The sequence below is a fragment of the Salegentibacter sp. T436 genome, assembly GCF_001932675.1.
Classification (GTDB): Bacteria; Bacteroidota; Bacteroidia; order Flavobacteriales; family Flavobacteriaceae; genus Salegentibacter; species Salegentibacter agarivorans.
Genome location: NZ_CP012872.1, coordinates 1,839,267 through 1,852,771, shown reverse-complemented (window position 1 = coordinate 1,852,771; position 13,505 = coordinate 1,839,267). Strand labels below are relative to the sequence as shown.

Here is a 13,505-nt window from a genome sequence, read left to right as displayed (position 1 = left end):
AAGGTTAGCTGGCTTTTGCCTCTCGTTGTTTCTTGAATAATTCTCCTGCTTTTAGCTTTCGGGAATACTCATTAAGATCTTTTCTTACTTCACTAGACATAATATAAAGTCCTATAATATTCGGGAAGGACATCGCAAGGATCATCATATCAGAGAAATCTAATACGGCTCCTAAACTAATGGAAGCTCCTACCACAACAAATACAAGGAATAGTATTTTATATGCCAATTCTGTTTTTTTGCTTTTTCCGAATAGATAAGTCCAGGAACGCATCCCGTAATAAGACCAGGAAATCATTGTTGAAAATGCAAATAAGAAAACTGCCATTGCCAACACATAAGGGAACCAGGAAACTACACTTGCAAAAGCATCTGAGGTTAATTGAACCCCACCTACTCCTTCTACTTCGTGCATTCCGGTAAAGATTAATACTAAAGCAGTTAAAGTACAAACCACTACAGTATCAATAAAAGGCTCTAATAAAGCGACAAAACCTTCAGATGGCGGGTGATTTGTTTTTGCTGCCGAGTGAGCAATCGCTGCCGACCCAACACCAGCTTCGTTAGAGAATGCTGCACGTTGAAAACCAACAATTAGCACCCCTATAATTCCACCTTTCATCGCTGTAGCGTTAAAAGCTCCATCGTAAATAGCTCCAAATGCCGGAACAATATTTTCTATATTTATAAATATTACAGTTAAAGCACCAAGAACGTAAACTGCAGCCATAAATGGCACCACCTTACCGGTTACTTTAGCAATACTTTGAATACCTCCAATAATAACAATACCTACAAGAACTGCTACTCCAATTCCAAACCAAAATCCATTACCAATTAAGAATGTAAACTGGCCAGAAAGGATTTCAAAAGATTGATTGGCCTGGAACATATTTCCACCACCAAATGAAGCACCAATACCTAAAATAGCGAAAAACGCAGCAAGGAATTTACCTAAACCACGCATATTTCTTTTTTCAAGTCCGTAGCGCAAATAGTTCATTGGTCCTCCAAAGATTCTCCCTTCAGAGTTTATAAAACGATATTTTACACCAAGCGTACATTCTACGAATTTTGATGCCATACCCAGTAAACCTGCAATAATCATCCAGAAAGTTGCTCCTGCACCACCAAGGGAAATTGCAACGGCAACACCGGCAATATTACCCAAACCTACTGTAGCGGAAACTGCGGTTGCCAGCGCCTGAAAGTGAGTAATACTACCCGGCGCGTTAGGCTCGTCATATTTCCCTCTGGCAAGGTCTATAGAGTGTTTAAATCCTTTAAAGTTGATGAAGCCCATCTTTACAGTAAAGAATGCTGCACCAAAGATTAACCAAACAACAATAAAAGGAATATTATGCTTTTGTGGAGTTCCGTTAGGATTGGTTAGAATTTGCGGTTCATCATATTGAATTTGGGCCAACATATGGGCGTTTGTTTCAATAAGATCTGAACTATTTTGATAATCCCATATTGTTTCGCCTTCTCCTACCAGATATTCTACTGTTCCGGTAGCATTGGCCATAACCTCTAGATCACCACTATTTTGAGATCCTACAATGGCAATAAGATCACCTTCATCTACGTGAGCTCCTTCTTCTACCTGCCATTCTTTTAAGATGAATTTATCTTCTGTATCAGCGCTCCAATCTGGAGTAGGAACAAAACTTCTTTCTGCATATACCTTTGGATCGTAGATTCCTACAGCGGTAAATGGATCCCAGAAAAGAATAGCCGTCATTCCTTCAACAATGGGAACAAAAGTACCGTTAAAATGTTCGGTAATAGCATCAGCCTTTATTTCAAAACTTTTTGTTACAGAATTACCTTCACTGTCGGTAACTGTTACTTCATAAGGTACTCCTTCGGTAAGACCTTCTGCTCTGGATGATTCTAAAGAAGTTTCGGGATCAGACCATTGGTATTTATAAGGAGGTACTCCTCCTTCAACCTCAAGATCAATAAACCCGTTATTAATAATATTGGAAGGATTGCCAACTTTGGCCTGGACATCCAGTTCTTGTGCATTAATCGCTAAAATTGAAAACAAAAAGAACATTGAAAGCAGATACTTTCTCATATAGTATAAAGGTTGTTTAATTTAGATTGATAATTTCCGCGAAGCAAGATGCTAAAAAAATGGGCCTTTTCAAATTTTTGGGAGTTAAAATGTAAAGGTATTGTTAAATTTAGTTTGATTAAATCCTGAAGAAACTTAAAATTATTGATAAAAATGCAGTTAAATCCCGGTTATAGATCAAAAACTGAAGTTCTTTTAGTGTACACCAAATCTTTAAGCTTTAACCAAAATGCTAGGACCAAATACACCACAAACCAGGATCCCAGTGTTACAAACGAGGCATAAATAAAAAACAAGCGTACACTTTTGGCGCGCATTCCCATTTTATCGGCCACTCGGGAAGACACATAAAAACCATGTCTTTCAAAAAAATAACGAATATTGTGCACCATTTTTGTCATCGTTACAAATATAAGATTTTAAGTCTTTCGTTGCAGTAATTTTACACTAATAGCACAATCAAGACATTTATTGGCTTCACAATAATTCTTTTTTAAGTTTATCATAGCCTGGGAATGTAAAGCGTTTTGCGTACTGCCATTTTTAATTTTATTAAAATTCTGAACAATCTTATTATTCTCGGCAGGTATTTTTTCTATTAGCTCTAGTAAAATTTCAATTTCATCATTACCGCGCGATTGGGAATAACAAAAACGAAGCGGAATAATAGTATTTATAAGTACCAGATCTTTAAAAGACGGACTTAGCCTTTTTTCCCTTTCCCTATGTTTCTTCGGAAATGAATAATGCTGTCGCCAAAATTCAGAAGTTTCTACATCTAAAATTTTATAAATAGGCTCTAAAGATTTTGAAGCAATTAATTCTGAAAACAAATTCTTCTGCTTAAAATAAAGCGAAGCTAACTGAGACAGCCTAATATTCGGAAAATTATCTGGCCGTAACCTGAAATATTTTGGAGGAATCACGCCAGAATTTGAGAGTTTGTATTTATGTTTTAGATAAGCATACTCCTGCTGCAGTTTTTTATAATAAGGGATATTTAATTGCTTACTAAGCAAGCCGGCCTGGCCAATAAACAAAGCTTCAAGTTGTAAATTATTTTGAGAGGATTTCTGCACCACAGAAAAATCCAGACTTTGCGCCATACTTAGAAACGCATCTCCATTAAGATTAAGCCCAAAGTTTTTAGCTAACATCTGAAATAAAACTGCTTCCCAGTTATTCCCAGATTTCCCTAATAAATCTAAAATAAGTATAGATTTTTCTTCTAAACGCTTTAAATAAAGACGCTCCTGCCAATGGCGCAGCGTGAAATCATCTACTTCTTTAAAATTTTTCTCGCAATTAATCCAGTTTTCAGGAGAAGCAAAAAGTTGGCGATAACCCATAAGTAAATCCTGATCTACAAGACTTTTTAAGCTTAAAGCGGGTATAGAAGTTTTATTATGCCTTTGTACGTCAACATCGTCTTCCCAAACTACGTGTAAAATAACATTATCGTAATTTGTGTCTTTTTCGTGTTGGTGAAAATACCAATCTGATGCTTTGATATGCAACTCTACATTTCCGGCCCATAGCTGGTCTCCAATTTTTAAGCGCGCATTGAAGAAATCGGGGCCCGAATTAAAATTATGAGTTCCACTATCTATTAGAAGTATTTTTTCTCCCTGCGTGGTTTTTGCATTGGTGAAATCGAATTTCTTGTATTTCCATAGATAATGTAAAAAATCTTCGCGCATCTTCTAAAATTAGAAAAATGCGCTTTAAGACCAGTCTTTTAAGCTACTGGGGGAACATTTGGGGGATTTCATCTATAATTTCTTCCACCCAAAAGCGATACATCAATCCGCTGGGGTGTAAATTATCTTCGGCAATAAGGGCGGCATCTCTTTCAGCTTCACGGGAAATTGGCGTAATGTTATAAAAATCAACCTCAAATTCTGCCGCAATTCTTCTAAAAACCGCATTAAACTCATCTATTTCCTCGCCAATAGTTTCTGCATTTTCTGCTCCAAAAGGCGTCACTCCATAATCTGGAATACTCAAAGCAAAAACGCCTTTTTCCCTACGTTTAGAATGATTAAGCGCCAACTTAAAAATCTCGCGCAATTCTTCTTCATAATCTTCAATACCTTGTCCCTGGTACTGATTATTAACTCCAATTAAAATAGAAACTAAATCAAATTCTCGGGTATAATTCAATTCAGATCGCATTGCGGCTAATAAATTTCCAGAGGTCCAACCGGTTTTGGCAATAATTTTCGGCGGTGCTACTTTATAACCTCTTTCGTTAAGTTGAGCCACCAACTGTACCGGCCAGCGCTCTTTTTCGGGTACACTTTCACCAATGGTATAAGAATCACCCAGGGCAAGGTAACTATAATCCATACCTGAAGAATTATCGGTTTCTGTATTCTGGGTGACAGAATTAGAGGTGTTGCAACCAATTACTAAAAATGCTAAAATTATAAAGTAGAAATTTTTCATTCAGAATCTTTTTAGGGCTTTAAATAGTGTATTTTGCAGCAATTTAAAACATTTAGCCCATTTGTAATATGAAATTATACTTCATTTTATTCTTTTTAAGCAGCGCAGTCTTTGCCCAGGAAACACCGGCAAAAAGCTTTTGGAACCAACTTCAGCAACACTGCGGTAAATCTTATGAAGGCACTATAACCCAGGGAATAGGCAACGCTGATTTTGATGGCAAGAAATTAATTATGCACGTGAGGTCTTGCGAGGAAAATGAAATTAAAATCCCATTTTTTGTAGGAGAAAATAAATCCCGGACCTGGATTTTACGATTAAAAGATAATAAAATTGAGCTGAAACATGATCACCGCAAACCCGATGGCAGCGAAGATAAAATAACGCAGTACGGCGGCACGGCTTCTAACAACGGTTTAGCCAACATCCAGGTATTTCCTGCTGATGACGAAACGGCCGAATTACTTCCCGCTGCGGCAACCAATGTTTGGTGGATAAGCTTAGATGATGAAATTTTTAGTTACAATCTTAAAAGAATTGGTGCTAAAACTAATTTTAGTGTAGAATTTGATCTTTCCAATCCAATAAAAACACCTGATGCTCCCTGGGGATGGGAAGAATAATATTTAAGATTATTTTGTAAGCAATACCTAAATTGCGGTTAAACCCTGCGGAAATAATTCCTTTTTTGGAATTTTTGTTTATCTTTTTTAGCAAAGTGAACCAGCAACTCAATTATGGAACCCAACCAAGAAAATAAAACAACCACTTCCAATATTACTTCAGAACCAACCCAGGAAAAAGAAGAACCTAAAACCGGATTCGGACGTTTCTTTTCTAAAGTGGGGTATTCAATTTGGATAGCGGTAATGATAGTTGGTGGTATAATTGCTTTCCTGGTTTCCCTCCTGGTATTATGAAAAGTCTAAGAACATTCTTTTTTATATGCTGCTTTCTTTTTGCTCTTCTCCAAACTTTTTATTTTTTTGAGATCCCGCTCCCCGATTTCATCAATTTCTACCTGGCAAATTTTCTTTGTATGCCTATTGTATTAAGCATTTGTCTCTATACGGTACAGCTTCTTAAAAAGGATAAAACTTTACGTTTAAATCTTATAACTGTACTTTCAGTATTCGTGATGTATGCTATTTATTTTGAAGTTATTCTACCACCACTACACTGGAGATACACGGCCGATATAATTGACGTGCTTCTATATTTAATTGGAAGTTTTCTCTTTTATTTTCTTCAGAAATTAACTTAACCAAACAACCTCGAAGCCAGCTCACGAAGCTATTAAAAAGAATAATATTCTATTCCGAGCAAAGCATCATAGCAATTGAATCTCGATTATAGAGTCAATTTACCTCCTTAAGCTGCTTTCCTGAATTTTTCACTGATGTAAATTTCTCCCGCTTTAAGTCGTTTCAGGTAAATTTTCATATCCTCCCGTACTTCAGAAGACATTATATATAAACCTATGATATTAGGAAAAGACATGGCTAAAATCATCATATCAGAGAAACTAAGTACGGCCCCCAGACTTGTAGAAGCGCCAAGAACCACAAATAGAAGGAACATAATTTTATAAACGGTTTCAGATTTCACACTTTTCCCAAAAAGATAAGTCCAGGATCTCATTCCGTAATAAGACCAGGAGACCATAGTTGAAAATGCAAATAAGAAAACGGCAAAAGCCAGAACTGCGGGAAACCACGAGATCACACTACCAAATGCATCTGAGGTTAACTCGACTCCTCCAAGCCCATTCACTTCGTGCATACCGGTGAAAATAAGGACAAGAGCCGTCATAGTACAAACCACCATAGTATCTATAAATGGTTCTACCAAAGAAGTAAAACCATCGGCTATAGGATTATTGGTTTTTGAAGCACTATGCGCAATTGCAGCCGAACCAACCCCGGCTTCACTGGAAAACGCTGCCCGTTGTAAACCAATAATTAACACTCCAATAAATCCACCTTTAAGTGCATCTGCAGAGAGTGCTCCATTAAAGATTGCAGAGAAAGCACCACCTATATTTTCTATATGGGTGCCAATTACAATAGCACATCCAAGAATATATACCATGGCCATAAAAGGAACCACTTTTCCGGTAACTTTAGCAATACTATTAATACCGCCAATTATTACCACCCCAACTAATATAGCGAAGCCTACACCAAACCAAAAACCGTGACCCTGTAGAAATGGTAATTGCTCAGAAACAATTTTAAATGCCTGGTTAGATTGTAGCATATTGCCCCCGCCAAATGAAGCCCCAACGCCAAGAACGGCAAAAAGGCCGGCAAGAAATTTACCAAGACCTCTCATATTTCTTTTTTCAAGGCCATATCTCAAATAATTCATTGGTCCGCCAAAAATTCGGCCTTCACTATTTATAAATCGGTATTTTACCCCTAAAGTACACTCTACAAATTTTAAAGACATAGCAAAAAATCCTGCTAAAAACATCCAAAAGGTAGCACCGGCACCACCAAGGGAAATAGCTACTGCCACGCCCGCGATATTTCCTAGACCAACTGTTGCAGAAACAGCAGTTGCCATAGCCTGGAAGTGAGTAATAGTACCCGGTGCATTTGGGTCGTCATACTTCCCCCTGGCCAGGTCTATGGAATGCCTGAACCCACGGATATTTATAAACCCAAGTCTAATCGTAAAAAAGATACTTCCTATAATTAACCACATTACAATAAAGGGAATCGCATTCATCTTCACATCTCCATTAGGATGTAACAAGGGTTGCGGCTCAGCGTAAACTACTTCTGCAAAAACGTGTGCATCCTGTTCTACAACATCACTGGTACTATTTGGATCAAAAATTACGTGGCCTTCTTTAACCAGGTAATTGAGTCTTCCTTTTACCGGCGAAAAAACTTCAATTTCTTCCCCTGTATTAGTTTGGATTATGGCAATTTTATCGCCTTCATTAACCTCGGCATTTTTTGTGATTAACCATTCTTTTAAAGTATAGGAATTATTGCTTAAAGCATCCCATTCGGGAATAGGAATTTGTTTAGTGGGAGTATACACCACGGGATCAAAAATACCCAAAGAAGCAAATGGATCCCAAAATAAAATCCCGCCAAGAAAATCTACGGCGGGCTGTACATTACTATTAAAAATTTCGGTAATAGATTCGGCAGGAATTGTAAAGGATTTAGAAACAGATTTATTATTCGCATCTGTCACTTTAATGGTATGTTCCATTCCCTCAATTAAACCAGTAGATTTCCTGGCATCTAAGGCAGTAGATTGATTGGTCCATTTATACTGGTATGGCTTTTCTCCCCCGGTTACAATAACTTCGGCTATCCCGTCGTTAATTTCCCGTGAAGGGTTTGAAAGAGTTACTTCTACCTGTAAATCAGAATTATTTTGTGTGTTTTCCTGTGCCCCGGTAATGGCTGTTAACATTAAAAATATACTGGTAAAAAGCCATAAATTCCTCATAAACTAAATTTCTTTACTATTTATCTGATATAATATTATTTGCATAAAAAAATGAAAGTATTAAAAATTTATAATAATATATATTTTTAATACTCTCAGCTAAATATAATTTCTGAACATTTAATTCAGAATTCATATAAAAATTAATCGATGAATCCTTGTTTTTTCATCCACTCATCGTTAAATATCTTTCCTACATAACGGCTGCCATGGTCGTGAAATAAAACAACCACCACATCATCTTTGGTAAAATGTTCTTTAAGTTGAAGCAATCCTTTTGCTGCAGCGCCGGCTGAATTTCCTAAAAAGAAACCTTCTTCTTCGGCCAATTTACGAGTATAAACAGCGGCATCTTTATCAGTTACCTTGGTAAATCCATCAATCACACTAAAATCTACATTTTTTGGTAAAATGTCTTCTCCAATCCCTTCGGTGATATATGGGTAAATCTCTTTTTCGTCAAATTCCCCGGTTTCATGGTATTTTTTAAAAATAGAACCATAGGTATCAATTCCCCAAACTTTAATATTCGGATTTTTCTCCTTCAAATATTTTCCCACTCCAGAAATAGTTCCGCCGGTACCTACGCCTACTACAAAATGAGTCACTTTCCCATCGGTTTGTTCCCAAATTTCAGGACCGGTACTTTCGTAATGTGCTTTGGTATTTGCCAAGTTATCATATTGATTCACATACCAGGAATTTGGAGTTTCCTCAGCCATTCTTTTAGAGGTTGAATAATAAGATTGTGGATCTTCTGGGGCAACATCAGTGGGACAAACTACCACTTCGCAACCTACGGCTTTTAAAATATCTATTTTTTCCTTGCTTTGTTTATCAGAAAGTACACAAACCATTTTATAACCTTTCACAATGGCTGCGAGGGCAAGGCCCATTCCCGTATTTCCAGATGTTCCTTCAATAATAGTTCCGCCCGGTTTTAAAAGTCCGTTGGCTTCAGCTTCTTCTACCATTTTCACCGCCATACGATCTTTAACCGAATTTCCCGGGTTAAAAGTTTCATATTTTGCTAAAACCAAAGCGTCTATATCTTTAGTGATCTTATTCATTTTCACCATTGGCGTATTCCCAATAGTCCCCAATATATTTTCTACGTAATCCATTTCTTTATTTTTGAAGTTGCAAAGGTAAAAAATTGAATTTACTTCAATAGAATCACCAAAAGCACTCGATTTGTTATAATTTATTCAAATTTAATTGCTCTGGAAGGAGAAATCTTTGAAATTATTACTGATGGAATTATCAACATCAGCATACATAAAATTAAGGTTCCCAGGTTTACCGCTAAAATATAGTCCCAACTTAGATAAACGGGAACTTCAGTCACATAATAGGTTTCAGGATTTAATGGTACCAGTTTAAAATATTTCTGCAGCAATAATATTCCGATTCCGATTAAATTTCCCCAGAAAAGTCCTTTAATAATAAGGTAACCTGCATTGTAAAGAAAAATCTTTCTAATACTCCAGTCGTTACCGCCCAGGGCTTTTAAAATCCCTATCATTTGGGTGCGCTCAAGAATTAAAACCAGCAAAGCAGTAATCATATTAATGCCAGCCACCAAAATCATAATTCCAATAATAAGGGCGATATTAAAATCGAAAAGCGCCAGCCATTCAAATATCGAATAATACTTCTGGTTTATGGTTTGCGTATCTAAAAACGACCCCGTGTTCTCATAAACTTCCTGGCCTTTTTCATCAATTTCGTCAAAATCGTTTAGAAAAACTTCAAAATTGCCAACCTCATTTTCTCCCCAGCGATTAAGACGTTGAATATGTCGAATATCGGCCAGCACATAGAGTTTATCAAAGTCCATAAACCCAGAATCATAAATACCGGTAACCACAAAACCACGGGTTAGCGGCCTATCGCTGCCATCGCGTAGAAAATAAGTTGGAATTTTATCTCCTACATTTAATTGAAGCCTGTTCGCTAAATATGCTGAAACTAAAACCTCATCATTCAGTTTATTATCAACCTCTGGCAGTTTACCTTTAACCAGGAAATCTTCAAAATAACTCCAGTTATAATCGGTGCCCACACCTTTTACCACAACTCCTTCAAAGTCTGTTTCAGTACGAATTATACCGAATTTTGTTGCCACCGCCTGTACGTAGGCAATACCATCAACAGTATTAAATTCAGGGTAAAAATCCTGGTTTTTATCAACTGGGGTAAGCGTAACCTGCGAGCTGTTATTATCGTAATTAGAAATATTAATATGCCCGTTAAAAGCCGCAATCTTATCCCTTATTTTTTCCTGCAAACCAAGCCCGGTAGCAAAAGAAACCAACATCATCACCACACCAATAGCAATTGCCGCAATCGCTATTTTTATAATAGGCGCAGAAATACTACTTTTATGGCTTTTACCGCCGATAAGGCGTTTAACAACAAAAAATTCGAAATTCAAATTATCACGATGCTTAAAAGGTTATTCAAAAGTACATTTTTATTCGCTTTTATAGGTATTCTTTCCTGCGGAAACCAAAATAAGAAAGAGCAATCTTCAGAAGAAATTGCAATAAATAATCAAGATGAAACGGCTGTTAAAGACATTATTCTCGCAGCCAATCGTACCGAAGCTTACCTTCCTTTACTGGATGGAAAAAGAGTGGGGATTGTAGGAAACCAGACTTCAATTATGAAAAATGAAGCGGGAGAATTTACCCACGTAGTAGATTCCTTGCTGGCCTTAGAAGTGAATCTGGTAAAAGGTTTTGCCCCAGAACACGGTTTTCGTGGCACTGCTGATGCCGGCGAAGCAGTAGAAGATGGTAAAGATGCTCAAACCGGCTTACCGGTAATTTCGCTTTATGGCGATAACAAAAAGCCGAAAGCAGCACAGCTGAAAGATCTTGATGTTTTAATTTTTGACCTACAGGATGTAGGAACCCGTTTTTACACCTATATTTCTTCCTTACATTATGTGATGGAAGCCTGCGCCGAAAATGACGTACAACTTATCGTTTTTGACCGCCCAAACCCAAACGGACACTATATAGACGGCCCAATTTTAGAAACTGAATTTAAAAGTTTTGTTGGGATGCACCCAATTCCTACAGTACACGGATTAACGATGGGGGAATACGCTAAAATGATTAATGGTGAAAAATGGTTAAAAGACGGCATTCAATGCGAATTGGAAGTAATTGAAATGGAAAATTACGACCACTCTAAAGCTTACGATCTTCCGGTGAAACCTTCACCCAATTTACCTAATGCACAGGCTATAAATTTATACCCAAGTCTATGTTTCTTTGAAGGAACTAACGTAAATGCCGGTCGTGGTACCGATAAACAATTCCAGGTATTCGGCTCGCCGTTTTTAGATGAAAATTATTTTGATTTTGCTTACACTCCAGAATCTAAGCCTGGCGCAAAAAGCCCAAAACATCTCGGGAAAGAATGCTATGGTCGGGATCTTAGTGAAATAGCGCGGGTAGATCAAATAAATTTAGAATGGCTAATTGAAGCCTATCAAAACACCGCGAATAAAGATGAATTCTTCAATGCTTTTTTTACCAAACTGGCGGGAACCAAAGAATTACAAACTCAAATTGAAGCCGGTTTATCTGCTGAAGAAATAAGGGATAGTTGGCAGCAAGGTTTGGAAAATTTTGAAGTTAAAAGAAAGCAATACTTAATTTACTAAGGGGATACGAGTTGCGGGTTGCGGGTTATTAACTTTTCCAGTTCAATTCTACATATTGGATGAATTTATTAATTTTTGCTCCCAGAATTTCGTAGTCCTTAACTAGGTCTTGATGAGGTCCCATAATAGCAGGATAAAGGTGTAATAACTTATTAAAATGTAAAATGGTTTCATCGTTACTGGCGTGGGAATAAGTTAAGAACTTAATGAAGTCAGCTTTGTACCGTTTTCTTCCATAACCTTCACAATATTTGTAACTACAGAATCTGAAGATCTTCTTATTTGACTCCCCAATTCGTACAATTCATATGTGGGAAGCTTTAAACTTAGAGAATGAATTTTAAAGAATAAATTCAGGGAAGCATTATAAATATCAAGATCACGGTAACTCGAGCTCATACTTTTGCAATTTATAGTAATTCTCCAATTTAGAAATTTTATTATTATTTAATAAAACCGTGAAACACGCAACCCGTACTGCGCAACAGTAAAGGCAAAATCAAGAAAAACCCTACAATCTAATCATAACCAAACCCTAAAAAATAATCCTTCTACCCCTTAATCCTCTTCTTCATCTCCTCCACAATATTGTATGCCGCCGGGCAAATAGCGGTATTTTTAATGGTAAGATTAGAAATTTTATGAAAATCTTTCCGGTCGGTATGTGGGAATTCCCGGCAGGCTTTTGGTCGCACATCATAAATTAGGCAGTAATTATCTGCAGCCAAAAAAGTACAGGGTACTTGTTGCAACACATAATCATTATCTTCATCTATTCGCAAATACCGCTCAATAAACTGTTGCGGCTTTAATTTTAAATGCTTGCTAATGCGCTCTATATCTTTATTGGTAAATAAAGGGCCGGTAGTTTTACAGCAATTTGCACAGTCCAGGCAATTGGTGCGTGAAAATTCTTCCTCGTGCATTTCCTGCATCTGCCTATCCAAATCTTTTGGTGGCTTTTTTCTAAGCTTTGCAAAAAACTTTTTATTTTCCTTATGCTTATCTTTGGCCTTTTCAGGGAGATTTTTTAGAATTTCTTCCATTAGGCAAAGATATAAAACCAAGCTACACCTCATCAATGAATCAGCAAACTTCAGTAAAAGACATTTTTGGAAAAGCTATTTCAGCTTACTATCACGAAAAGGATACTACCGATATCCAGGTACATTCCCCCGACTTTGATGATGATGTAATTCCTGTTCCTTATTTGTTCCGAAATTATGCTGAAATGCCGCCCTTAGAGCAAAAAGCGCTGCAACTTGCAAAGGGAAAAGTTTTAGATGTAGGCAGCGGTGCAGGAAGCCATTCGCTTTATCTTCAGCAGGAGAAAAAATTACATGTGACTTCCATTGACACTTCTCAAGGCGCTATAGAAATTTCGCGTCTTCGCGGAATTAAAGATGCTCGAAACATTGGTTTTTTCGATTTAAAAAATGAAAAATTTAATACTATTTTGATGTTAATGAATGGCAGCGGAATAATTGGCAAGCTCAACCAGCTTGATAAATTCTTTAAAAAAACCAGGGAATTGCTAAATCCCAATGGTAAAGTCCTTTTAGATTCTTCAGATTTAAGTTATTTATTTGACCGGGATGAAGATGGCGGAATTTGGGTAGACTCTGAAGCTGCATATTACGGTGAACTGGAATTTAAAGTGAGTTATAAAGGAGAAAATTCTGCTTATTTCAATTGGCTCTATATAGATTTTCAAACTTTAAAATTTGCCGCTGAAACCAATAACTTTAGTTGTAAACGAATAAAAGAGGGAAAACACTACGATTATTTAGCTGAATTACAAGCTTTAAAACAATAAATTTA

At 36.9% G+C, this 13,505-nt stretch carries 13 protein-coding genes and 1 pseudogene; 5 read left to right on the top strand and 9 right to left on the bottom strand.

Annotated elements, in window-relative coordinates; genetic code table 11:
• Nucleotides 1-4: 4 nt before the first annotated feature.
• The 4 genes from AO058_RS08160 to AO058_RS08145 all read right to left on the bottom strand — a co-directional run bounded on the left by AO058_RS08160 (nucleotide 5) and on the right by AO058_RS08145 (nucleotide 4,531).
• Nucleotides 5-2,083, bottom strand: a complete 2,079-nt coding sequence (locus tag AO058_RS08160; protein ID WP_075325990.1) for an amino acid carrier protein — start codon at nucleotides 2,081-2,083, stop codon at nucleotides 5-7.
• Nucleotides 2,084-2,253: 170 nt separating this feature from the next.
• A complete protein-coding gene (locus AO058_RS08155) occupies nucleotides 2,254-2,484 on the bottom strand; it encodes a PspC family transcriptional regulator (protein WP_075325989.1) in 231 nt (76 codons plus the stop codon).
• 18 nt (nucleotides 2,485-2,502) lie between these two features.
• Entirely contained in the window at nucleotides 2,503-3,783 is a 1,281-nt protein-coding gene (locus AO058_RS08150) for a DUF2851 family protein (protein WP_075325988.1), read from the bottom strand.
• Between the two features lie 43 nt (nucleotides 3,784-3,826).
• A complete protein-coding gene (locus AO058_RS08145; RefSeq protein ID WP_075325987.1) occupies nucleotides 3,827-4,531 on the bottom strand; it encodes an SGNH/GDSL hydrolase family protein in 705 nt (234 codons plus the stop codon).
• 68 nt (nucleotides 4,532-4,599) lie between these two features.
• Between AO058_RS08145 and AO058_RS08140 the strand changes: the two genes are divergently transcribed.
• The 3 genes from AO058_RS08140 (at nucleotide 4,600) to AO058_RS18340 (ending at nucleotide 5,795) form a co-directional block, all read left to right on the top strand.
• Nucleotides 4,600-5,154, top strand: coding sequence for a hypothetical protein (locus AO058_RS08140; RefSeq protein ID WP_075325986.1), 555 nt, complete (start codon nucleotides 4,600-4,602; stop codon nucleotides 5,152-5,154).
• Nucleotides 5,155-5,268: 114 nt separating this feature from the next.
• Nucleotides 5,269-5,451 (top strand): hypothetical protein, encoded by a 183-nt coding sequence (locus AO058_RS08135; RefSeq protein ID WP_075325985.1) that lies wholly within the window; start codon nucleotides 5,269-5,271, stop codon nucleotides 5,449-5,451.
• A 119-nt stretch (nucleotides 5,452-5,570) separates the two neighbouring features.
• Nucleotides 5,571-5,795: a hypothetical protein gene (locus AO058_RS18340; RefSeq protein WP_143083627.1), complete on the top strand. Its 225-nt coding sequence runs from the start codon at nucleotides 5,571-5,573 to the stop codon at nucleotides 5,793-5,795.
• 107 nt (nucleotides 5,796-5,902) lie between these two features.
• Here AO058_RS18340 and AO058_RS08125 read toward each other — a convergent pair whose 3' ends face one another.
• From AO058_RS08125 to AO058_RS08115, 3 genes are all read right to left on the bottom strand, one after another.
• A complete protein-coding gene (locus AO058_RS08125) occupies nucleotides 5,903-8,005 on the bottom strand; it encodes an alanine/glycine:cation symporter family protein (protein WP_075325983.1) in 2,103 nt (700 codons plus the stop codon).
• A gap of 143 nt (nucleotides 8,006-8,148) precedes the next feature.
• Nucleotides 8,149-9,129: a PLP-dependent cysteine synthase family protein gene (locus tag AO058_RS08120; RefSeq protein ID WP_075325982.1), complete on the bottom strand. Its 981-nt coding sequence runs from the start codon at nucleotides 9,127-9,129 to the stop codon at nucleotides 8,149-8,151.
• Between the two features lie 80 nt (nucleotides 9,130-9,209).
• Nucleotides 9,210-10,442: an ABC transporter permease gene (locus AO058_RS08115; protein WP_075325981.1), complete on the bottom strand. Its 1,233-nt coding sequence runs from the start codon at nucleotides 10,440-10,442 to the stop codon at nucleotides 9,210-9,212.
• A gap of 9 nt (nucleotides 10,443-10,451) precedes the next feature.
• Here AO058_RS08115 and AO058_RS08110 point away from each other — a divergent pair, with 9 nt between their 5' ends.
• Nucleotides 10,452-11,684, top strand: a complete 1,233-nt coding sequence (locus tag AO058_RS08110; RefSeq protein WP_075327926.1) for an exo-beta-N-acetylmuramidase NamZ family protein — start codon at nucleotides 10,452-10,454, stop codon at nucleotides 11,682-11,684.
• A gap of 28 nt (nucleotides 11,685-11,712) precedes the next feature.
• On the opposite strand, the pseudogene AO058_RS08105 reads toward AO058_RS08110, so the two are convergent.
• Both AO058_RS08105 and AO058_RS08100 read right to left on the bottom strand, forming a co-directional pair.
• A pseudogene (locus tag AO058_RS08105) lies at nucleotides 11,713-12,083 on the bottom strand (four helix bundle protein).
• A 152-nt stretch (nucleotides 12,084-12,235) separates the two neighbouring features.
• Nucleotides 12,236-12,730 carry a YkgJ family cysteine cluster protein gene (locus AO058_RS08100; RefSeq protein ID WP_075325980.1) on the bottom strand — a complete coding sequence of 165 codons (495 nt, stop codon included), beginning with the start codon at nucleotides 12,728-12,730 and terminating at the stop codon, nucleotides 12,236-12,238.
• A 35-nt stretch (nucleotides 12,731-12,765) separates the two neighbouring features.
• Between AO058_RS08100 and AO058_RS08095 the strand changes: the two genes are divergently transcribed.
• Nucleotides 12,766-13,500 carry a class I SAM-dependent methyltransferase gene (locus tag AO058_RS08095; protein WP_075325979.1) on the top strand — a complete coding sequence of 245 codons (735 nt, stop codon included), beginning with the start codon at nucleotides 12,766-12,768 and terminating at the stop codon, nucleotides 13,498-13,500.
• The last annotated feature ends 5 nt before the right edge of the window (nucleotides 13,501-13,505 follow it).